The 19,942-nt window shown below is 62.2% G+C and carries 20 protein-coding genes; 9 read left to right on the forward strand and 11 right to left on the reverse strand.

Annotated features, from left to right (window positions below; translation table 11 throughout):
- Positions 1 to 68: 68 nt before the first annotated feature.
- The 5 genes from ACZRN6_RS02375 to ACZRN6_RS02395 all read right to left on the reverse strand — a co-directional run bounded on the left by ACZRN6_RS02375 (position 69) and on the right by ACZRN6_RS02395 (position 4,832).
- Positions 69 to 1,001: a D-2-hydroxyacid dehydrogenase gene (locus tag ACZRN6_RS02375; RefSeq protein ID WP_464007119.1), complete on the reverse strand. Its 933-nt coding sequence runs from the start codon at positions 999 to 1,001 to the stop codon at positions 69 to 71.
- 117 nt (positions 1,002 to 1,118) lie between these two features.
- Positions 1,119 to 1,412 (reverse strand): YcgL domain-containing protein, encoded by a 294-nt coding sequence (locus tag ACZRN6_RS02380; RefSeq protein ID WP_322143797.1) that lies wholly within the window; start codon positions 1,410 to 1,412, stop codon positions 1,119 to 1,121.
- The gene (gene rnd, locus ACZRN6_RS02385) at positions 1,409 to 2,542 is read right to left on the reverse strand and encodes a ribonuclease D (protein ID WP_464007120.1); all 1,134 of its coding nucleotides are present in this window, start codon (positions 2,540 to 2,542) and stop codon (positions 1,409 to 1,411) included. The genes ACZRN6_RS02380 and rnd overlap by 4 nt, the downstream gene beginning before the upstream one ends.
- Positions 2,543 to 2,664: 122 nt before the next feature.
- Positions 2,665 to 3,315: a class I SAM-dependent methyltransferase gene (locus tag ACZRN6_RS02390; RefSeq protein WP_322143795.1), complete on the reverse strand. Its 651-nt coding sequence runs from the start codon at positions 3,313 to 3,315 to the stop codon at positions 2,665 to 2,667.
- A gap of 143 nt (positions 3,316 to 3,458) precedes the next feature.
- On the reverse strand, positions 3,459 to 4,832 hold the full coding sequence (locus ACZRN6_RS02395; protein ID WP_322143794.1) for a glutamine synthetase family protein: 1,374 nt from the start codon (positions 4,830 to 4,832) through the stop codon (positions 3,459 to 3,461).
- A gap of 387 nt (positions 4,833 to 5,219) precedes the next feature.
- On the opposite strand from ACZRN6_RS02395, the gene ACZRN6_RS02400 reads away from it, so the two are divergent.
- Positions 5,220 to 5,996, forward strand: a complete 777-nt coding sequence (locus tag ACZRN6_RS02400; protein ID WP_322143793.1) for a transporter substrate-binding domain-containing protein — start codon at positions 5,220 to 5,222, stop codon at positions 5,994 to 5,996.
- On the opposite strand, the gene cynR is transcribed toward ACZRN6_RS02400, so the two are convergent.
- Positions 5,971 to 6,837 carry a transcriptional regulator CynR gene (gene cynR, locus ACZRN6_RS02405; protein WP_464007121.1) on the reverse strand — a complete coding sequence of 289 codons (867 nt, stop codon included), beginning with the start codon at positions 6,835 to 6,837 and terminating at the stop codon, positions 5,971 to 5,973. The genes ACZRN6_RS02400 and cynR overlap by 26 nt on opposite strands.
- A 112-nt stretch (positions 6,838 to 6,949) precedes the next feature.
- Between cynR and ACZRN6_RS02410 the strand changes: the two genes are divergently transcribed.
- The 3 genes from ACZRN6_RS02410 to ACZRN6_RS02420 are packed head-to-tail and all read left to right on the forward strand — an operon-like array spanning position 6,950 to position 8,986.
- Positions 6,950 to 7,591 (forward strand): carbonic anhydrase, encoded by a 642-nt coding sequence (locus tag ACZRN6_RS02410; RefSeq protein ID WP_063032552.1) that lies wholly within the window; start codon positions 6,950 to 6,952, stop codon positions 7,589 to 7,591.
- A 29-nt stretch (positions 7,592 to 7,620) separates the two neighbouring features.
- Complete coding sequence (gene cynS / locus ACZRN6_RS02415) at positions 7,621 to 8,091, forward strand: cyanase (RefSeq protein ID WP_322143791.1); 471 nt, start codon at positions 7,621 to 7,623, stop codon at positions 8,089 to 8,091.
- A 55-nt stretch (positions 8,092 to 8,146) separates the two neighbouring features.
- Positions 8,147 to 8,986 carry a cache domain-containing protein gene (locus ACZRN6_RS02420; protein ID WP_322143790.1) on the forward strand — a complete coding sequence of 280 codons (840 nt, stop codon included), beginning with the start codon at positions 8,147 to 8,149 and terminating at the stop codon, positions 8,984 to 8,986.
- An 88-nt stretch (positions 8,987 to 9,074) separates the two neighbouring features.
- On the opposite strand, the gene ACZRN6_RS02425 is transcribed toward ACZRN6_RS02420, so the two are convergent.
- Both ACZRN6_RS02425 and pobA read right to left on the reverse strand, forming a co-directional pair.
- Complete coding sequence (locus ACZRN6_RS02425; RefSeq protein ID WP_464007122.1) at positions 9,075 to 10,586, reverse strand: MDR family MFS transporter; 1,512 nt, start codon at positions 10,584 to 10,586, stop codon at positions 9,075 to 9,077.
- Between the two features lie 74 nt (positions 10,587 to 10,660).
- On the reverse strand, positions 10,661 to 11,845 hold the full coding sequence (gene pobA, locus ACZRN6_RS02430) for a 4-hydroxybenzoate 3-monooxygenase (protein ID WP_464007167.1): 1,185 nt from the start codon (positions 11,843 to 11,845) through the stop codon (positions 10,661 to 10,663).
- Between the two features lie 189 nt (positions 11,846 to 12,034).
- On the opposite strand from pobA, the gene ACZRN6_RS02435 reads away from it, so the two are divergent.
- The gene (locus tag ACZRN6_RS02435) at positions 12,035 to 12,931 is read left to right on the forward strand and encodes a helix-turn-helix domain-containing protein (protein ID WP_322143788.1); all 897 of its coding nucleotides are present in this window, start codon (positions 12,035 to 12,037) and stop codon (positions 12,929 to 12,931) included.
- Here ACZRN6_RS02435 and ACZRN6_RS02440 read toward each other — a convergent pair.
- Positions 12,915 to 13,148, reverse strand: coding sequence for a hypothetical protein (locus ACZRN6_RS02440; protein WP_322148781.1), 234 nt, complete (start codon positions 13,146 to 13,148; stop codon positions 12,915 to 12,917). The genes ACZRN6_RS02435 and ACZRN6_RS02440 overlap by 17 nt on opposite strands.
- A 53-nt stretch (positions 13,149 to 13,201) precedes the next feature.
- Positions 13,202 to 14,107 (reverse strand): LysR family transcriptional regulator, encoded by a 906-nt coding sequence (locus ACZRN6_RS02445; protein ID WP_322143787.1) that lies wholly within the window; start codon positions 14,105 to 14,107, stop codon positions 13,202 to 13,204.
- Positions 14,108 to 14,211: 104 nt separating this feature from the next.
- Here ACZRN6_RS02445 and ACZRN6_RS02450 point away from each other — a divergent pair, with 104 nt between their 5' ends.
- The gene (locus ACZRN6_RS02450) at positions 14,212 to 15,084 is read left to right on the forward strand and encodes an MBL fold metallo-hydrolase (RefSeq protein WP_464007123.1); all 873 of its coding nucleotides are present in this window, start codon (positions 14,212 to 14,214) and stop codon (positions 15,082 to 15,084) included.
- 34 nt (positions 15,085 to 15,118) lie between these two features.
- Complete coding sequence (locus ACZRN6_RS02455) at positions 15,119 to 15,733, forward strand: NAD(P)-dependent oxidoreductase (RefSeq protein WP_322143785.1); 615 nt, start codon at positions 15,119 to 15,121, stop codon at positions 15,731 to 15,733.
- A gap of 121 nt (positions 15,734 to 15,854) precedes the next feature.
- Here the strand turns inward: ACZRN6_RS02455 and ACZRN6_RS02460 are convergent, their stop codons facing one another.
- On the reverse strand, positions 15,855 to 16,733 hold the full coding sequence (locus tag ACZRN6_RS02460) for a LysR substrate-binding domain-containing protein (RefSeq protein WP_322143784.1): 879 nt from the start codon (positions 16,731 to 16,733) through the stop codon (positions 15,855 to 15,857).
- A gap of 110 nt (positions 16,734 to 16,843) precedes the next feature.
- Here ACZRN6_RS02460 and ACZRN6_RS02465 point away from each other — a divergent pair, with 110 nt between their 5' ends.
- Both ACZRN6_RS02465 and ACZRN6_RS02470 read left to right on the forward strand, forming a co-directional pair.
- On the forward strand, positions 16,844 to 18,469 hold the full coding sequence (locus tag ACZRN6_RS02465) for a 5-guanidino-2-oxopentanoate decarboxylase (RefSeq protein WP_464007124.1): 1,626 nt from the start codon (positions 16,844 to 16,846) through the stop codon (positions 18,467 to 18,469).
- Positions 18,466 to 19,908, forward strand: a complete 1,443-nt coding sequence (locus tag ACZRN6_RS02470; RefSeq protein WP_464007125.1) for an aldehyde dehydrogenase family protein — start codon at positions 18,466 to 18,468, stop codon at positions 19,906 to 19,908. Before ACZRN6_RS02465 ends, ACZRN6_RS02470 begins: the two co-directional genes overlap by 4 nt.
- The last annotated feature ends 34 nt before the right edge of the window (positions 19,909 to 19,942 follow it).

The raw sequence follows: 19,942 nt of genomic DNA on the forward strand, positions 1-19,942 counted from the left end.
AACATCTGATTAGTGTTTGCAGAAATTTGTAAGCGCCCGGCAACAGGCGTTGCCGGGCCTTCGCGCTATCAGTAACCGCGCTCGAAACTCACTTCCCCACGCAATGCTTGCTGCGCCTGGTATGCCCGCAAATTCTCGACAAACAACTGCACCATCATCCCGGGCGAGGTCGGCGCCGAACTGTGGCCGGTCAGCAGCAGCCCCCAGGCGGTCCAGAACGGGTGACGCTGGGGCAATGGCTCCTGACGGCAAACGTCGATCACCGCGCCCGCCAGATGGCCATCCTTCAACGCTTCCACCAGGTCTGCATCGACCACAGCCACACCACGTCCGACGTTGATAAACAATCCGGTCGGCTTGAATTGCTTGAACAGCGCCGCGTCGTACAAATCGTGGGTGTTCGGTGTGTTGGGCAGCAGGTTGACCACGTAGTCCACCTCACCCACCAGGCGCGGCAATTGCTCCAGCCCGGCGACTTCGATAAATGGCGCCTGCTCGCGGGCTTCGCTGGCGATGCCGTAAAGCTCCACGCCAAACGGCTGCAGGAATTGCGCAACGCTGCGGCCAATATCACCGGTACCCACGATCAGCACCTTGCGGCCCGCCAGGCTCTGGCCCATGCGGTTGTCCCACTTGCGCTCGACCTGGCTGACCAGGCGCGCGAGTACTTCGCGCTCATGGCCAAGCATGTAGGTGAGCACGTACTCGGCCATTACCTGGCCAAAAATGCCCACGGCACGGGTCAGGCGGTAATCCCGGGGCAGGCCCTCAGCCAACAGTGGCGTGATGCCGGCCCAGGTGGATTGCAGCCATTGTGGCTGGTGGCCCTGGCGCAGCAACGTGGCCAGCAAATCCGGTTGGCCAAGCCACACCGGGCAATCCGCCGCCAGGCGCGACAATTCGGCCGAGTCGCCGCTGGTCATGACCTCAAGGTCCGGCGCCGCTTCGCGCAGCAACCGGGCGTACAGCGGGTGATCGTGTTCAGCAATCAGAACGCGCATGGTTCAAACCTTTCAAAAACACTGCAGGCGGCCGCCGGTCCAGGTCACTGTGCCGTGCGGGCGTCGCCAAAAATTGAATTCCATTGATGAATGTGCCCCGGACGGGGCACTGACCGATCACATCGGGTCATTACGTCGCAGCAGCTCTTCGGGCAAGTGTTCGATGTACTCGTCCTCGGCAGGCGGCATTTGCAAGTGGTAGCCCTGCTTTTCGAGGTTCTCCAGCACCACGGTGATGTCCTCGCGAGACAGCTTGCGCTCCGGGCTCAACACCAGGTCAAAGGCATGGTGCGGCTTGCCGAAGGCAGCCAGCAGGTTTTCCGGAACGCGCTCCAGGGCATCGCTTTTCAGCACGTAGAGGTACATCTCGTTTCGTTTGAGGCTGCGATAGATGGAACAAATACGTTTCAAGGCTGTTCTCCGGCGGTGGCCAGGCTGTCCAGCAGCGCCTGGCCCATCAACTCGCGGCGCCAGCCACGCAGCGAATCTGGCAATTGGTAAGGCCCCTCGGGGTAGCCACTCTTGACCAGGGCTTCGAGGGTTTTCTTGCGCAGCATCAGTTCCGGCGCCATGTCCAGGCGTTCAGCCTCGGCCTGGCCCAAGGCGCGCAGTTGCTTGATCAGCGTGGCAGCGTCTACCGGCAATGGTTCGGCAACCGCCGGCGGCCATTGGTCGATGGAGACGCTGCCGGCACGCTTGATCAGGCCCAGCAGGAACTCGCCGTCCTGGCGCACGGTGCGCGGGTGCATGTCTTCGATCTTGCCCAGCGCGGCGAGGTTATCCGGCTGGGACTTGGCCAAGGGCCATAACGAGTGTTCACGGATGATCCGGTTACGCGGCAGGTCTCGGGCGCGGGCCTGCTGTTCGCGCCAGGCGCACAGTTCGCGCAATACAGCCAGTTGGGCACGGGACAGTTTCCACGCCAGCTTGGCGTCGCGGTAAACCTCGTACGGGTCGACTTCGCGGCGCAGATTGGCCACCAACTCGGCACCGTCTTCCAATACCCAGGCGTACTTGTCGTCGGAAAGCCTCGGGCGCAAGCGCGTGTAAACTTCCGCCAGGTGCACCGCGTCTTCGGCGGCGTAGCTGATTTGCGTCTCGGACAATGGCCGCTGCAGCCAGTCGGAGCGGGTCTCGCCCTTGGGCAATTCGATGTCGAGGACAGCTTGCACCAACCGCGAATAGCCCATGGAGAAACCAAGGTTCAGGTAGGCGGCTGCCAGTTGGGTGTCGAACAACGGCACCGGCAGGCTGCCGGTCAGGCGCAGCAACACTTCCAGGTCTTCACTGCAGGCGTGCACCACCTTGATCACCGCCGGGTTCTCCAGCAAGGCGGCCAGGGGTTGCCAGTTGTCGATGGTCAGGGGGTCGATCAGGTAAGCGCGAACGCCATCACCGATCTGGATCAGCCCGGCAATGGGGTAAAAGGTATCGACCCGCATGAATTCGGTGTCGAGGGCGACGAATGGCAACTGCTGCCATTCGGCGCAATGCTGGCCGAGGCTATCGTTGTCGCAGATCCAGTGAATATCGATGGCCACACGGCTCTCCCTTGAAGAATGGCGCGCAGTATATATCGCGAAAGGGAGTTGCGAGCATTCGCAGTACAGCATCCGCCATGAAAACTCTTACAGCCGTTGAAGAATAGTCCCGCCGACTGGACTTATCCTCTCTTACGCAGGACGTAGACTCGCCACATGGCCGACCCCGGCAGGAACTCCTGTTGGCTGAGGACCTCGAACCCGGCCTGGCGAAACTCCGCTTCCACTTGCGCCCGATGGCTGGCGACCGGCGCCAGGGCCGGTTGCACGGCGCGGTAGCCGCTGTCGCTGTTGACCGAGACGATCACCGTGTCGCGGCTGACCCGGTGAAATTCCCCAAGCAGGGCCAGGCGCCCCTCAGCGGTCGGCACATGGCGAAACAACTCCAGGCAAAAAATGCAGTCCACCGCATTGGCCGACAGGCCGATGGAAAACGCCGAGCCCTGGAAGGTCTTGATCCGCTTGAGCAAGGCTGGCGCGTGGTGCGTAAGGGCGTGGTCGAGCATGTCCTGGGAGTTGTCCGACGCGAGTATCACCCGGTTACCGTGCTCGGCCAGCACCGGCCAAAAACGCCCGGAGCCGCACGCCAGGTCGAGAATCAGCCCCGGTTCGCCAGCAATTTTCAGCGCATGGCGCACCAACCGCTCATCGCGCCACAACCCAAGGCGCCGCAACAGGCCAGGCGGACGCGTGTCGGCACAGACCCGGGCATGCTCCTGGCCTACGCGTTCGGCAAATTCAATCTCGATGGAAGACAGCGGTTGCGACTGCATCACACGACTCGGTTAATGGATCAGACATTCGCAGCTTAACCACTGGCTCGTGAAAAAAAGGTTGAAGCCCTCCTCGTCCTCACGGCCAGCCAGTATCCCGCGGGTTGGCTGTCTGTTAACTGTCTGTGATCAACGCTTCATCTTCAGGCCTGGTGCAAATACCAACGCCAATCCTGCTCGCCCACCTCGCCCATGAACTGGCGGTACTCGGCACGCTTGACCGCCAGGTACACGCCGAGGAACTCAGCGCCAAACGCCTCCCGCGCCCAGGTCGAGCCCTCCAGTGCACGCAAGGTGGTCAGCCAATCGGTGGGCAGCAACTCCTTGGCCTGGGCGTAACCGTTGCCCTCCACCGGCAAACCGGGGTCGCGCTGTTCGCGGATGCCCCGGTGAATACCGGCCAGGATCGCCGCCGCCGCGAGGTACGGGTTGGCGTCTGCGCCGCAGATGCGGTGCTCGATGTGCCGGGAATACGCCGGGCCACCGGGTACCCGCAAGGTAACGGTGCGGTTGTCTACGCCCCAGGTGGCAGCCAGCGGTGCATAACTGTTGGCCTGGAAGCGACGGTAGGAGTTGGCGTTGGGGCAAAACATCAACAGCGAGTCGAGCAAGGTACTGAGCATGCCGCCCACCGCATGGCGCAACAAGGGCGTGCCGTCGGGCGCTTCACTGGCAAACAGGTTATTGCCGTCGCGGTCGGCCAGGCTCACGTGCATGTGCATGCCGGTGCCCGCCAGGTCATCAAACGGCTTGGCCATGAAACACGCAGTCATCCCGTGCTTGTGGGCCACGCCCTTGACCAGGCGTTTGTAACGCACCGCCTCGTCCATGGCTTGCAGGGCGTCGCTGCGATGTTCCAGGGTGATTTCCACCTGGCCCGGGGCATACTCGGAAATCGCCGTGCGCGCCGGAATGCCCTGGAGTTTGCAGGCGCTGTAGAGGTCGGCGAGGAACGGTTCGATCTGCTCCAGCTCCCGCAGGCCGTAGACCTGGGTCGAGCGCGGGCGGCCGCCATCGACATCCCGTGCCGGTTGCGGGCGGCCGTTGCTGTCGGGCTTCTGGTCCAGCAGGTAGAACTCCAGCTCCGCCGCCATCACCGGGTAATAGCCGTCGGCCTTGAGGTCGTCGATGACCCTGGCCAGCAAGTGCCGGGGATCGGCTACGGTAGCGGGCATGCCTTCGGTGGGGTGCATGCTGACTTGCACCGCCGCCGTCGGGATCAACCGCCACGGCATGCGCTGCAAACTGCCGCTGACCGGGTAGGCGCGGCAGTCGATATCGCCGACTTCCCAGACCAGCCCGGAGTTTTCCACGTCGTCGCCATTGATGGTCAGGCCAAGGATGGTACTCGGCAGCGGCCGGCCACTTTCATAGACCGCCAACAACTCATCGCGGTGCAGCAGCTTGCCGCGAGGCACACCGTTGTTGTCGAGGATGAACAGCTCGAACATCTCGATATCCGGGTTCTGCTCAAGAAAGGAGTGGGCTTCGTGCAGGGTGGCAAAGGGCGTGCTCATGGGCATTCTCATACGTTCGCGTCAGGCGGGCGCGCGGGCGCTGCCGGGCAGATGCTCGGGGCATCCAATGGGGCAAATCAACGTGTGGGAAAGGTGTCCGGTGGGCGCGCGTGGCGGCAGTGCCACAGCGCCCAGAAGGCAAGTTCGCAGGGAAGCGTATCAGCGGTGATCCGACGACGGTCCGAGCGGCTGGACGCGGTGGCGCCTGGCGATGTCACGGTGGGTGTGTCGGGGGAACCGTCCATGCGCAAATCACAGTGAAGAGATGCCGGGCAGCCTCACACGCAAGGTTAAGCCGTTAAATCCAGTCTTGACGGAGTTTGGTTGTGCCGTGGCTAAACATTTGCAAATAATGTCGACCCTGCCCATGCCCAAGGACTCGACCGCATGAAAGCTTTGCTGACCCTTTCCCTGCTGGCCGGCCTGTCTGCCCAGGCCCAGGCCGACAGCCCCGCGTCGCGTCTGGATGAAGTGCTCCAGCGCGGTGAAATGAGCGTCTGCACCACCGGCGATTACAAGCCCTACAGCTATTTGCGCCCGGACGGCAGCTACGAAGGCATCGACATCGCCATGGCCCAATCCCTGGCCAAAAGCCTTGGGGTACAGGTGAAATGGGTGCCGACCACCTGGAAAACCCTGATGCCGGACTTCCTGGCCCAACGCTGTGATATTGCGCTCGGCGGTATTTCGGTGTCGCTGGAGCGGCAGAAGAAGGCGTTTTTCAGCCAGCCATTGGGCGTCGACGGCAAGATCCCGCTGGTGCGCTGCGCCGATGTGCAGCGCTACCAGACGGTGGAGCAGATCAACCAGCCGCAGGTGCGAGTGATCGAGCCTTCGGGTGGCACCAACGAAGTGTTTGCACGGGCGCATCTGGGTAAGGCGCAACTGACGCTGTTCCCGGACAACGTGACCATTTTCGAGCAACTGCTGGCCAACAAGGCGGACGTGATGATCACCGACGCCAGCGAGGCCCGCTACCAGCAAAAGCTCAAGCCGGGGCTGTGTGCGGTGAACCCCGAGCGGTACATGCAGTACAGCGAGAAGGCGTTTTTGCTGCCTCGCGATGACGTGGCCTGGAAGAGCTACGTGGACCAGTGGCTGCACTTGAGCACGGTGACCGGCGTGTATGACGGCATCATCAACCAGTGGTTGGCTGCGCCCTGACCAGTTCGACAAACGCCCTGCACGCCGCACTGCGGTAAGCGCCCTTGCGACTGAGCAGCGCCGCCGTGCGTTGCGGCAAGGACGGGCTTAGGGGCAATGCCTGCAAGCCCGCCTGCACCTGGGCAATCGCGCTGGGCAGGATGGTCGCCAGCGCGGTATTACGGACGATTTCAATAATCGCGCTGATGGAATTGGCCTCCATGGAGATCCGCGGCTTCACGCCCTGGCTGCGGCAATACTCATCAATGTAGCGCCGCGTGGCGAACCCCGCGTTCAGCAACACCAACGGCTGCTGAAGCCACGCCTCTGGGCCGACGCCGGGATGGCCGGCACTCACCACCACACTCAACGCCTCGACAAACACCCCTTCACATTCAATATCCGGCAGATGCTCACCAGTAAAACCGATGCCGATATCCAATAGATCCTCGGTCAGCGCCGCTTCCATGCGGTCCTGGGTCAGCTCCTCGACGCTGACTGTTATCCCCGGATACAGCCCGTTGAATCGCGCCAGCAACGGCCCGATCAGGTAAGCGGTAAATGTCGGCGTCATCGCCAGGCGCAAGCTGCCACGGCTCAGGTCCTGCACGTCATGCATGGCGCGGGTGCCGGCCTGCAAATCCTGCAACGCCAGGCGCGCAAAACGCACATAGGCCTGCCCTGCGTCGGTCAGGCTGACGCTGCGCCCGGATCGGTCCAGCAATGGTGCACCGAGGGTGCCTTCCAGTTGCTTGATCTGCTGCGACAAGGTCGGCTGCGACACATGCAGTGCCTCGGCCGCCCGGGTGAAATTGCGGTGCTCGGCAACGGCCAGCAGGTAGCGGATATGACGCAGCAACATGGAAGACGCTCCAACTATAGGCATGACTTATAGAAACCATAATAAGCCGGTCTTGGACGCTATAGCTGAAAACTTCCATCCTTGCCCCATCAGCGACGCAAGGAGAACCACCATGCAAGATCTCATCGACGGCTTTCGCAAGTTCCAGGGTGAAGCCTTCACCCAACGCAGTGACCTGTTCAAGCACCTTGCCACCACGCAAAACCCCGGCACGCTGTTCGTGTCCTGTTCCGACAGCCGTGTAGTCCCGGAGCTGCTGACCCAGCAGGAACCTGGCGACCTGTTTGTGATCCGCAATGCCGGCAACATCGTACCGTCCTACGGCCCGGAGCCGGGCGGCGTGTCGGCCACCGTCGAATATGCGGTAGCCGTTCTCGGCGTCAGCGACATCGTGATCTGCGGCCACTCCGACTGCGGTGCCATGACCGCCATTTCCACCTGCAAATGCCTGGATCACTTGCCCGCCGTCGCCAACTGGCTGCGCCATGCCGAGTCGGCCAAGGTGATCAACGCCGCCCGCACTCACGCCTCAGACGCCGACCGGCTGAATTCGCTGGTACGGGAAAACGTGGTCGCCCAATTGGCTAATCTCAAGACACACCCTTCAGTGGCCCTGGCCCTGGAACAAGGCCGACTGAGCCTGCACGGCTGGGTCTACGACATCGAAAGCGGCGGCATCGACGCCCTGGATGGCCGCAGCGGGCGCTTCGTGTCCCTGCTCGACCACCCCACCACCCGCGCCCACGCCGCCTGAACCTTATTCAACCCCAAGAGGAAATCAGCATGTTGCACTCCCAATTCGCCCAAACCCCACGCCTGGCCCTGGCCGACACCGTCATCGACATCAAGGCACGCAAGAACCTGTCGTGGCAGGACCTCACCGACGGCACCGGCCTGAGCCTGGCGTTCGTCACCGCCGCCCTGCTCGGCCAGCACCCGTTGCCCAAAGATGCTGCCGACGTGGTCTGCGACAAACTCGGCCTGGACCAGGACGCCAGCCGCCTGCTGCAAACCGTGCCCCTGCGCGGCAGCTTCCCCGGCGGCGTGCCCACAGATCCGACCATGTACCGCTTTTATGAAATGCTGCAAGTCTACGGTTCGACCCTCAAGGCCCTGGTACACGAGCAGTTTGGCGACGGCATCATCAGCGCGATCAACTTCAAGCTCGACATCAAGAAGGTCGAAGACCCGGACGGCGGCTCCCGCGCGGTGATCACCCTGGATGGCAAATACCTGCCGACCAAACCGTTCTGATTTTCCGGTAAAGCGTCTACGCTCTTGGCACACCAACAAGAACGAGGGACGGGTAATGAAGGGACTGCTCCGAGCCACCTGGCTGCTGCTGTTGTGTTTTGGCCAGGTGCATGCCGCGACCCCTGAGGATGCGGACGCCCAAGCCGCCAAGGCCTTGCTGGAAAAGGCATTGGCGTATTACCAGAGCAATGGCGACAAGGCCTTTGCGGCGTTCAGTCGCCAGGGTGAATTTGTCGACCAGGACCGTTACGTGTTTGTGGTCGACACCCAGGGCGTGCTGCTGGCAAGTGGCGGGCCCTCTTCTGCGTTGATCGGGCGCAATGTTTCCGAGGTGCTTGGGCCGGACCTGAACAAGTCGTTCAAGGACGCGTTGGCGGTGCCTGAGGGCAGTGGCATCCAGCAGGCCGACTACCGGTGGCAAAACTGGAATGATGGCAAGGTCGAGCGCAAGCATGTGTATTACCAGCGCGTTGGGCAGCGGATCCTGGCCGTGGGTTATTACTTGCCACGGGCAACGCCGGAACATGCCAGAGCCCTGCGGAACAAGGCGGTCAAGGCGCTGGAGAAGGATCAGGCGGGTACGCTCAAGGCGATCAACGCCATGCAGGGTGGTTTCCTGCAGGACGACCTGTATGTGTTTGTGGTGGATCTCGACACCGGACGTTATGTAGCCCATGGCACCAATCCGCGCTTGGTCAACACCGACTTCAGCAAGATCAAGGATCCCGACGGGAAGCCGGTGGGTGAGCCAATTCTGGCGGTCATGGCGGAGCAGGGTCAGGGGGAATACGAGTATCGCTGGAAAAACCCGGTGACCGGGAAGGTTGAAAACAAGCATGCGTATTTGCGCAAAACCGGACATTTCATGGTTGCTGTGGGGTATTACAGCCCGTGAAGGTCACCTATTTAAATGCTGGAACACGGTCAATGTGAGAGCTGGCTTGCCAGCTCTCACATTGACCGTGTTCACATTAGAGAGCGGGTTACTTTGCCTTGTCTTCCCGCCCGCGTAGCACGTGGTTCGGCATGGCAATCGCGGCGGCCAAGCCCAACAACGACACTGCGGCGCTGACCATCAGCAAATGCCGGAAGGTGACCAGCAGCTCCCCGCGCAACGCATCCTGCGCCGCCCCGGGCGCTGCATTCAAACCATCCAGCAGCACATTCCCGGAACTGCCCTCTGCCACCAGAGCCCCACTCGCCAAGTGCGCAAAACTCGAATCCTGTAACAACGCCAGCAACAGCGCCGACATGCACGCCACCCCAACCGCGCCCCCCAGGGAACGAAACAGGTTGGTGGTGCTGGTAGCCACGCCAATATCGCGCTGCTCCACCGAATTTTGCGTGCCCACCAACGAAGTCGGAAACTGCATCCCGGCAGCAATCCCACTGAGCAACATAAACAAACTGCTCAACACCACAGCCTGAGGCGCACTCAACGCCATGCCGAGAATGGCAATCGGCGTCAGCAACGCCCCCGTAAGAATCATCGGCTTATAGCGCCCCGTCACCGACGTCATCCGCCCCGCAAAATACGCCCCCATCGGCAGCCCCATCGCCAACGGCAACAAATGCAACGCCGCACTGTCGGCTCCCGCGCCGGTGACCGTTTGATACCGCAGCGGCATCAGCACAATCAACGAAATCGCCTGGAAACTGGTAAAGAAAATCGTGCACCAGCACAACACCGCACTGCGGTTGGCAAACAGGTGCATCGGCAACAACGGCTCCCGCGCACGCCGCTCGTGCCACACCAACACCGTCAACGCCAACAACGCACACACCAACAGCCCCAACACCTCATCATCGCGCCAATGATGCCCCTGGCCGATTTCGGTGATGCCCAGCAACAGCGCCGTCAAACCGACGATCATCAGCACGGTGCCGAGGTAGTCGATCACCGGCTTGCGCTGCGGCACTGGCAGCCCCACCAGCGTGCGATGCGCTACCCACCAGGCGCCCGCGCCCAGCGGCAGGTTGATCAGGAACACCCAGCGCCACGACAGGTACTCGGTCATGTAGCCGCCCAACACCGGGCCAGCCACGCTCGCCACCGCGTACATGCTGCTGAAGTAACCCTGGTAACGCCCGCGCTCGCGGGGTGGGATGATGTCGCCGATGATCGCCTGGCTGACCGAAATCATCCCGCCGGCACCGATGCCCTGGAGGATCCGCGCCAGCACCAATTGCTCCATGCTTTGGGCCATGCCACAAAACAACGAGGCAATGGTGAACAGGCCCATGCCGATCAGCATCATCGGCCGTCGCCCGTACAGGTCGCCGAGCTTGCCGTAGATCGGCACCGCCACGGTCATTGCCACCATGTAGCCAGAGATCACCCAGGCCAGCAGGTTGACGTCGTGGAACTGGGCGGAAATCGCCGGCATGGAGACGGCAACGATGGTCTGGTCCAGGGCCCCGAGAAAAATCGCCATCATCAAGGCAACAAGGACACTGCGAACAGCGGGTGTGGCGGGCTGATTAAGGTGGGTCACGGCAGAACCTGCAGGCAAAGCCCCACGGGAAAAGGTGGCCCGCGGGAATGCTCGTCAGTGTACTGGATAGCTGGCTATTCGATAGCCTCGTAAGGAAGCCCGACGTAATTTTCTGCAATGGTTCTACGCCCGGCTTCGGAGTCGACGAAATACTCCAGTTCGCTCTGGGCAATGCGTTGGCTGAAGCCATCAGCCTCAGGAAACTGATGCAACATCGAGGTCATCCACCAGGAAAACCGTTCGGCCTTCCAGACTCGTCGCAGGCAAATCTGTGAGTATTTTTCCAGCAACTCCACACGGCCCTCGCGGTACACCTTGAGCAGGATGTTGAACAAGGTGCTGACATCGCTGGCCGCCAGGTTCAAGCCCTTGGCGCCGGTAGGCGGTACGATGTGCGCGGCGTCGCCGAGCAGGAACAGGCGGCCGTACTGCATCGGCTCCACCACGAAGCTGCGCAGTGGCGCGATGCTTTTTTCGATGGACGGGCCGGTCACCAGTTGCCCGGCCAGTGACGCGGGCAAGCGGGTTTTAAGTTCATCCCAAAAGCGCTCATCGGACCAGCCTTCAACCGACTCATCGGCTGGCACTTGCAGGTAATAGCGGCTGCGAGTCGGTGAACGCATGCTGCACAAAGCAAAGCCGCGCGCGTGTTTGGCGTACACCAGTTCATCATGGATCGGCGGGGTGTCGGCGAGGATACCAAGCCAGCCAAACGGGTACACCCGCTCAAAGATTTTCAACGCCTCGACGGGAATCGACTGACGTGCCACACCGTGGAAACCGTCGCAGCCGGCGATGTAATCGCACTCCAGCCGATACTGCTCGCCGGCATGTTCGTAGCTCAGCCATGGCGCTGTACTTTTCAAGTCATGGGGTTGCACGTTGCGGGCTTCGTACACCGTGGTGGCACCGCTGGCCTGGCGCGCCGCCATCAGGTCGCGGGTGACCTCGGTCTGGCCGTAGATCATCACCGTCTTGCCGCCGGTCAGCGCCTTGAGATCGATATGGGTCAGTTGCCCGTTCAGCGCCAGCTCAAAGCCATCATGCACCAGGCCTTCAGCATCCATCCGCGCACTCACGCCGGCCTGGCGCAACAGGTCGACCATGCCTTGCTCCAGCACCCCGGCCCGGATGCGGCCTTGCACGTAATCCGGTGTTTGGCGCTCAAGCACCAGGGTTTCAATCCCGGCGCTGTGCAGCAGTTGGCCGAGCAGCAGCCCGGAGGGACCGGCGCCGATGATGGCGACTTGGGTTTTCAGCGTTTTCATTATTCTTATGGCCCGCAAGCTTCACTCGAACGTATTCGGTGAAAGAGTTGTCATTGATGGTGTTGCTGGCATTTTTCACTTGAGTGCACGGCATAAGAAGGTGAAAACTGAGCCTAAAGCTGCGCTTTTCGCCAATTAGGGCGATTACCGCACAATTATCCCGAAGTATCGGATGAAGCCATGACCAAAACTGCCAGTGCCGCGATTCCAGTGTTCAAACTCTACGGTGAGAGCCAGCAATGGCCGACCCCGGATTTGTTGCACTGCGAAACCATCTCCCGGCGCAGCCGTGAGTATCAGTGGGAAATCCAACCCCACCGGCACGCCGACCTGTGCCAATTGCTGTACGTGCACAAAGGCCAGGCACAGTTGGAGATCGAGGGCCAGCGCAGCACCCTGAACGAATCGACGCTGCAGGTGCTGCCGCCGCTATGCGTGCATGGGTTTCGGTTCTCGGAAAACGTCGAAGGGTTTGTGGTCACCCTGGCGGCGCCGCTGATGGCCCATTTGCAGGGGCAACTGGGCGCGGCGCTGGATGGCCTGAATAGCCTGGGCACCTACCCTGCCGGCAGCGACAGTGACTACCTCAACAGCCTGTTTGCGCGTTTGCAGGATGAGTACGCCAACGATCAACCGGCGCGGGACATGATGATGCACGCGCTGGTCAGCGTATTGCTGGTGTGGATCAGCCGCCAGGCCATCCAGCGCCGCCACCCACGGGCGCCTCGGGGTCGCGAATACTTCCGCCGGTTCACCCAGTTGGTAGAGCAGCATTACCGCGAACACCCGAAAATCGAAGACCTGGCCCACAAGCTCGGGATCTCGGTCTCACACCTTAACGGTACGTGTCGGGAATTGGGCGGGCAGCCGGCGCTGCAAATCATGCACGACCGCCAATTGCTGGAAGCCAAGCGCCTGCTGACCTACACCAGCATGACCATCAATGAGATGTCGGAGGTCTTGGGGTTTTCCGACCCGACCAACTTCTCGCGGCTGTTTCGCCGGCGCGTCGGGTTCTCCCCGAAAGCGTTTCGGGAGCAGTTGAAAGCCGACCAGCACACTAGCGAAGTGAGCTGAAGGCGGCCATGTGGCCAACGCACTGCCCGTGATTGCAACTGGAGGCAAAGCCCGGCTGCAGGCGCGTCTGCTCGACGCGGTAGGCGGCAGTGCCATAAAGCGCGGTGGCGGCGGCGCACAGGGTGAAAATCATCAGGTACTTTCTTGTTTTGATCGACATGATGCTGACCTCTGATCCGATCAAGAAGGTGCTTTGATAAGCATAGTTCAGATGCATGGCTCAGACGGGGCATGTCGCTTATCGGGCGACATTCAATCTGTTTATGTCGCTCAGAGGCCGACGTCCCACACCGGCTCCTGCGCAAACCTCAGCACCAGGAAATCCAGCAGGCTGCGCAGCGTTGAAGGCATGTGTTTGCGCGAGGCATACACCGCGTAGATGTTCATCTGCTGCGGCTCGGCCTCAGGCAGCAGGCGAATCAATTCGCCGCTGCGAATGTAGTCGCCCGCCTGATAGCTCGGCAGCCGCGACACTCCGGCACCGGCCAGCGTCACCCGCAATAAGGTGCTCGCCTCGTTGGCGCTGATATTGCCCTGCACCGGCACCGACACCGGCTCGCCGTTTTCCATGAAGTGCCACAGGCTTTTGCCGAAGTAGGAATGGGTCAGGCAGTTGTGCCGGGCCAGGTCCTGCACCCGCCGAGGCTGCGGATGCTCCAGCAGATAAGCGGGCGAGGCGCAGATCACCGAGCGGCACAGCGTAAGGCGGCGGGCGATCAGGTTGGGGTCCAGTTCAAAGCTGGTGCGGATCGCCAGGTCGATGCGCTCATCCACCAGGTTCACCGTACGGTCGAGCATCTGCATGTCGATACTGACCAAGGGGTAGCGCTTGACGTATTCGGCCATGGCGTCGGCCAGCTGTGCCTGGCCGAACGAGGTGCTGACACTCAGGCGCAGCAGGCCTCGGGGCGCTTCGTCCGGTTCGCTGACGGCGGCCTGCATGTCGCTGCACAACTCCAGCATCTGCCGGCAACGGGGCAAGGTTTCGCTGCCGGCCGCGGTCAGACTGAGCTTGCGGGTGGTGCGGTGCATCAGCCGCGCACCGACCCAGTCTTCCAGCTCCGCCAGGTAGCGTGAAACCACCGGCCGCGACAGGTCCAGGTGGTCGGCCGCCGCCGATTGGCTGCCCAGGTCCACCACGGCCACAAACACGCGCATTGCCTGAAGACGATCCATGATTTGCCCGCTTTTAGAAACAAACTATGTCCCAGCATCGCATTTTTTGTAGTGTTTGGTGCAACTAAGCTCCGTACACACCTTACCGATGACTGGAGCTGCACATGTTTGGATTCTCCCCGCTCAAGCGCGTGGCCCTGGCCGCCGTCACCTTGGCTTTCGCCGCCCACGCCGTGGCTGCCGACTTGACCCTCGACGCCTACAACCCGGGTGAATCGGCAATGATGCCGGTCACCTCGGTACTGGTCAGCGGTGAGAAAGACGCGATTTTGGTGGACGCCCAATTCGGCAAGACCCAGGCCGAGCAACTGGTGCAAAAAATCCGCGCCAGCGGCAAGCGCCTCACCACCATCTACATCAGCCACGGCGACCCCGACTACTACTTCGGCCTCGACACCCTGACCGCCGCCTTTCCGAAGGCCAACATCGTGGCGCCGCAGCCGGTGGTGGACCATATCAAGGCCACCGTTGAAACCAAACTGGCGTTCTGGGGCCCGAAACTGGGCGCCGACAAGCCAGCCAAAGCCGTCATTCCCCAGGTACTCAAGGGCCACAGCCTGACCCTGGAAGGCAAGCAACTGGAAGTGATCGGCCTGGACGGTGCACAACCGGACCGCAGCTTCGTGTGGATCCCGTCGATCAAGGCGGTGGTCGGTGGTGTAGTCGTCGCTGAAAACATCCACGTGTGGATGGCCGATACACAGACCGCCAAATCCCACACCGATTGGCTGGCGACCTTGCAACGTATCCAGGATTTGAAACCGCGCACGGTGATTCCGGGTCACTACCTGGGTACACCTTCGCTCAACTCCGTGGCGTTCACCGCCGACTACATCAAGGCATTTGACGAAGAAACCGCCAAGGCCAAGGACTCTGCCGCGCTGATCAGCGCGATGAAAAAGCGTTACCCGAACCTGGGCGACGAAAGCACCCTGGAACTGGGCGCCAAAGTCGCCAAGGGCGAAATGCAGTGGTGAGTTGATTCAACCCTTAACCGTACTGGAGAACGTCATGAGCAAGATCGCAATCATTGGTGCCACCGGTCGTGCCGGTAGCCAACTGCTGGAAGAAGCGTTGCGTCGCGGGCACACCGTCACGGCCATCGCCCGTAATACCGACAAGATCGACGTGCGCCCTGGGGTGACCGTCAAGCAAGTCGACGCACTGGACGCACAGGCCCTGGAACAGGCCATCAGCGGCCATGACGTGGTGATCAGCGCGGCGCATTTCGCTACCCTGCCGCCTGAAGCCGTGATCTATCCGGTGAAAAAATCCGCAGTGAAGCGCCTGCTGGTGGTAGGCGGTGCCGGTTCGCTGCTGTTGTCGGGCGGCACCAAGGTGATCGACAGCCCGGGCTTCCCCGAGGAGTACAAGACCGAAGCCAGCGCCGGCAGCATTTTCCTCGACACCTTGCGCCAGGAAAACGAGCTGGACTGGACCTTCCTGTCGCCGTCGGCCGAGTTCACCGAAACCCCGCGCACCGGCAAATTCCGCCTGGGCCAGGATGAGTTGCTGGTGAGCAGTGAAGGCCGCAGCTGGATCAGCTTTGCCGACTTTGCAATTGCGCTGATTGATGAAGTGGAAACACCGCGGCATTCGCGTAAGCGGTTCACCGTCGGTTATTAAGGCTGACGCAAAACCAAAAAAGTGGGAGCGGGCTTGCCCGCGATGGCGGTGTGTCATTCAACAGTGATGTTGCCTGATGTGTCGCCATCGCGGGCAAGCCCGGCTCCCACATGTTTGATCTTCAAGGTGCAGGCGGTTGCGCCTGGCCCACCAGCCAGTCCATAAGCTGCTCCAGCCCCGCCGAAAGTTGCGTCCCCGGCGGGTACACCAGGTAATAGCCCATCCCCGTCGGCACCCGCAGTTCAAACGGCGTCGCCAACCGCCCCGCCTTGAGGTCCTCGCCAATCAGCGCGCTGTCGCCGATTGCCACGCCAGAACCCTGGGACGCAACTGTCATCGCCAAATCCAGCGTTTCAAAATGATGCCCCTGGGCAAGATTGCTCAAGCGCGTATGCGCCGCCTTCAACCACAACGCCCAATCCCGCTCATCCCGCGTGGGGTGCAGCAGCACCTGTTGCTGCAAGTCTGCAGGCGTGTGCAAGCCCGCGAGCAAGGCCGGCGCGCACACTGGTGTCAGTTGCTCGTCAAACAGATGCCGCGCCTGGGCCGACTGCTCCGCTATCGGCGCGTAAATCACCGCGGCATCGAATTGCTCGCGGCGAAAGTCGACGCTGTAGGCCACGGTGGTCGTCAGTTCCACCGGCACGTCCGGACGCTCCTGTTGCCACTGCATCAGGCGCGGCAGCAGCCAACGCATCACACAGGTCGAGGCCTTGAGCTGCAGGGTTTCGCGGCGGGTGCCGATCTGCTCCACCGCGTCGCCGATCAAGCCGAACACCTGCTGCGCCCGCAGGGACCATTCGCGCCCTTCCTCGGTCAGGCTCAAGCCCCTGGCCTGACGCTGAAACAGTGGGTAACCCAAATGGTTTTCCAGCCCGGCAACCTGCCGGCTCACCGCACCCTGAGTGATGTGCAGTTGCTCTGCGGCACGGGTGAAGTTGCAGCACTGGGCCGTGACCCAAAAGGTGTGCAGGGCCGGCAACGGGGGAAGGCGTTTCATAAGGGCGCAGCCATGACGTGAGGACATGGCTAGTATGACTTTTTATCGATTGTTGCCGCTACAGGCCAGCCGTTCCAATACCGGCTTTATCAATAACAAGAGCGACGACAATGGCGACCTGCGGCGAAGTATTGGTCAAATTGCTGGAAAGCTACGGCGTGGACCAGGTGTTCGGCATCCCCGGCGTGCACACCGTGGAACTCTACCGCGGCCTGGGGCGCTCAACCATCCGCCACGTCACCCCGCGCCACGAACAGGGCGCCGGCTTCATGGCAGACGGCTATGCACGCACCAGCGGCAAGCCCGGCGTGTGCTTTATCATCACCGGCCCGGGCATGACCAATATCACCACCGCCATGGGCCAGGCCTATGCCGACTCGATCCCGATGCTGGTGATTTCCAGCGTGCAGTCCCGCAGCCAACTGGGCGGTGGGCGCGGCAAGTTGCACGAACTGCCGAACCAGGGCGCGATGATCGCGGGCGTGGCGGCGTTTTCCCATACCTTGATGTCGGCGGCCGAACTGCCAGGTGTGCTGGCCCGGGCCTTTGCGCTGTTCCAGGCCGGGCGACCGCGCCCGGTGCACATCGAAATCCCGCTGGATGTGCTGGTGGAAAACGCCGATGCCCTGCTGGGCAGTGAGCCGGTCAGTGTTGCTCGCGCCGGCGCTGCACCGTCGGCGGTCAAGCAGATGAGCCAGTTGCTGGCGGCGGCGAAACGCCCGCTGATTCTCGCCGGTGGTGGTGCCATCGACGCAGCACCCGAGCTGGCGCAACTGGCCGAAACCCTCGGCGCGCCGGTGGCGCTGACGATCAATGCCAAGGGCATGCTCGCCTCCAACCATCCGCTGCTGATCGGCTCGACCCAAACCCTGGTCGCCACCCGCGCCCTGGTGGCCGAGGCAGACGTGGTACTGGCTATCGGCACCGAACTGGCAGAAACCGACTACGACGTGACCTTCGCCGGCGGCTTCGAAATTCCCGGCGCGCTGCTGCGCATCGACATCGATTGCGACCAGACCGTACGCAATTACCCACCACACGTAGCACTGGTGGCTGACGCGCAAATCGCCGCGAAGGCGCTGCTCGCCGAACTGGTCACCAAGCCGCTGGCCGCCCGCGACAGCGACTGGGGCGCTCACCGCGTGGCCCGTTTGTGGAGCGAACTGGAACCGAGCTGGGACGCCGCCACCCGCGCGCAAACCCTGTTCCTCAATACCGTGCTGGACGAACTGCCCGACGCCGTACTGGTGGGCGACTCCACCCAACCGGTGTACACCGGCAACCTGACCCTGAACCTCAACCACCCGCGCCGCTGGTTCAACTCCTCCACCGGCTACGGCACCCTCGGCTATGCCTTGCCAGCGGCCATCGGCGCGTGGCTGGGTCGCGGCAACGGCGCGCCAGTGGTGTGCCTGATCGGCGACGGCGGCCTGCAATTCACCCTGCCGGAACTGGCCAGCGCCGTGGAAGCGCGCACGCCGGTGATCGTGCTGCTGTGGAATAACCAGGGCTATGAGGAGATCAAGAAATACATGGTCAACCGCGCCATCGAGCCGGTGGGCGTAGACATCTACACCCCCGACTTTATCGGTGTGGCCAAGGCCCTCGGCGCGGCGGCCCAGCGCATCCAGGGTGTTGAGGAATTACGCAGCGCATTGCGGGCCGCCACTGATCGCCAGGGGCCAACGCTGATTGAAATCGACCAAGGGCTTTGGATGAAGGAGGTAGCGGTATGAGCACGCTAGTGAACGGGCTGTATATCAATGGTGCGTGGCGTGCGGGCCATGACGTGGTGGGCGTGACCAACCCGGCGACCGAGGCCGCATTGGCCCAAGTGAGCATGGGCGATGCAAGCGCGGTGGCTGAGGCCGTCAGTGCCGCCAGCGCGGCATTTGCGCACTGGTCCAAAAGCACCGGGCGTGACCGCGCCGCCCTGTTGCGCAAGATCGCCGAGGGCGTGAGCGCCCAGCGTGAACACCTGATGCACCTGCAATCGAGCAACAACGGCAAGCCGCTGTTTGAAGCGGGCATTGATGTGGACGACGTGATCGCCACCTTCGCCTATTACGCCGGTTTGGCCGACGAAATGGACGCCACCCAGGACCGTCCGGTGGCACTGCCCACCGACGATTTCAGCGCCCGCGTACGCCGTGAACCCTGCGGTGTGGTGGGCCTGATCGTGCCGTGGAATTTCCCGATGGTGACCACCGCCTGGAAACTCGCCCCAGCGCTGGCGGCCGGTTGCTGCGTGGTGCTCAAGCCTTCGGAAGTGACGCCGCTGGCGGAGTTGGAACTGGCCAGGATCATCGCTTCGGTGGGGTTGCCTGCCGGTGTGTTCAACGTGGTCTGCGGCACTGGCCTGGCGGTTGGCGCCCCGCTGGCTGGCGACCCTCGGGTTGCGAAAATCTCCTTCACCGGCAGCAATGCCGTGGGTGTGCAAGTGATGCAGCGCGCCGCTGAAACGGTCAAGGGCGTAAGCCTGGAACTGGGCGGCAAATCGTCGTTGCTGGTGCTGGCGGACGCCGACCTCGACCAGGCGGTGGAGCTGGCCTGCGGCGGTGGTTTCTTCAACGCCGGGCAGATGTGCTCCGCTACCAGCCGGGTATTGGTGGCGGATGAATTGGCGGAGGCGTTTGTGACTCGCTTGCAGGCCAGGGCCGAGAGTATTCGCGTCGCCGACCCGTTTTCCGACGACGTGGAAATGGGCGCGCTGGTCAACCGTGCGCAGTATCAGCGGGTGCTGGGGCATATCGAGCGGGGCGTGCAAGCGGGTGCGAAGTTATTGTGTGGCGGCGGGCGCCCGGCGGATTTGCCTCACGGTTATTTCATTCGCCCGACGGTGTTTACCGACGTGCCGCTGGACAGCGCGTTGTGGAACGAAGAAATCTTCGGCCCGGTGCTGTGCGTGCGCAGCTTTGCCAATGAGGCCGAGGCGGTGGCGCTGGCCAATGACAGTGAGTTTGGTTTGGTGGCCAGTGTGTTGAGCACCAACCTGGAAGCGGCTGAACGGGTGGCGAATGCGTTGCAGGTGGGACTGGTGTGGATTAACGCACCGCAGGTAATCTTTCCGCAAACGGCGTGGGGTGGTTACAAGCAGAGCAGTATCGGCCGGGAATTGGGGCCGTGGGGGTTGCAGGCGTTCCAGGAGATCAAGCATGTGATTCGGGCGACCTGAAAACTGCCCGAGGTAAGGGCTTTTGTAGTGAGGG

The sequence above is a fragment of the Pseudomonas sp. A125 genome (genome assembly GCF_055409485.1).

Excerpts from the sequence above, each read along its gene's own strand:
- ACZRN6_RS02375 (WP_464007119.1), bottom strand. The coding sequence starts at position 1,001 with ATGCGCGTTCTGATTGCTGAACACGATCACCCGCTGTACGCCCGGTTG.
- ACZRN6_RS02390 (WP_322143795.1), bottom strand. The coding sequence starts at position 3,315 with ATGCAGTCGCAACCGCTGTCTTCCATCGAGATTGAATTTGCCGAACGC.
- ACZRN6_RS02395 (WP_322143794.1), bottom strand. The coding sequence starts at position 4,832 with ATGAGCACGCCCTTTGCCACCCTGCACGAAGCCCACTCCTTTCTTGAG.
- ACZRN6_RS02400 (WP_322143793.1), top strand. The coding sequence starts at position 5,220 with ATGAAAGCTTTGCTGACCCTTTCCCTGCTGGCCGGCCTGTCTGCCCAG.
- cynR (WP_464007121.1), bottom strand. The coding sequence starts at position 6,837 with ATGTTGCTGCGTCATATCCGCTACCTGCTGGCCGTTGCCGAGCACCGC.
- ACZRN6_RS02410 (WP_063032552.1), top strand. The coding sequence starts at position 6,950 with ATGCAAGATCTCATCGACGGCTTTCGCAAGTTCCAGGGTGAAGCCTTC.
- cynS (WP_322143791.1), top strand. The coding sequence starts at position 7,621 with ATGTTGCACTCCCAATTCGCCCAAACCCCACGCCTGGCCCTGGCCGAC.
- ACZRN6_RS02420 (WP_322143790.1), top strand. The coding sequence starts at position 8,147 with ATGAAGGGACTGCTCCGAGCCACCTGGCTGCTGCTGTTGTGTTTTGGC.
- ACZRN6_RS02435 (WP_322143788.1), top strand. The coding sequence starts at position 12,035 with ATGACCAAAACTGCCAGTGCCGCGATTCCAGTGTTCAAACTCTACGGT.
- ACZRN6_RS02440 (WP_322148781.1), bottom strand. The coding sequence starts at position 13,148 with ATGCATCTGAACTATGCTTATCAAAGCACCTTCTTGATCGGATCAGAG.
- ACZRN6_RS02445 (WP_322143787.1), bottom strand. The coding sequence starts at position 14,107 with ATGGATCGTCTTCAGGCAATGCGCGTGTTTGTGGCCGTGGTGGACCTG.
- ACZRN6_RS02450 (WP_464007123.1), top strand. The coding sequence starts at position 14,212 with ATGTTTGGATTCTCCCCGCTCAAGCGCGTGGCCCTGGCCGCCGTCACC.
- ACZRN6_RS02455 (WP_322143785.1), top strand. The coding sequence starts at position 15,119 with ATGAGCAAGATCGCAATCATTGGTGCCACCGGTCGTGCCGGTAGCCAA.
- ACZRN6_RS02460 (WP_322143784.1), bottom strand. The coding sequence starts at position 16,733 with ATGAAACGCCTTCCCCCGTTGCCGGCCCTGCACACCTTTTGGGTCACG.
- ACZRN6_RS02465 (WP_464007124.1), top strand. The coding sequence starts at position 16,844 with ATGGCGACCTGCGGCGAAGTATTGGTCAAATTGCTGGAAAGCTACGGC.
- ACZRN6_RS02470 (WP_464007125.1), top strand. The coding sequence starts at position 18,466 with ATGAGCACGCTAGTGAACGGGCTGTATATCAATGGTGCGTGGCGTGCG.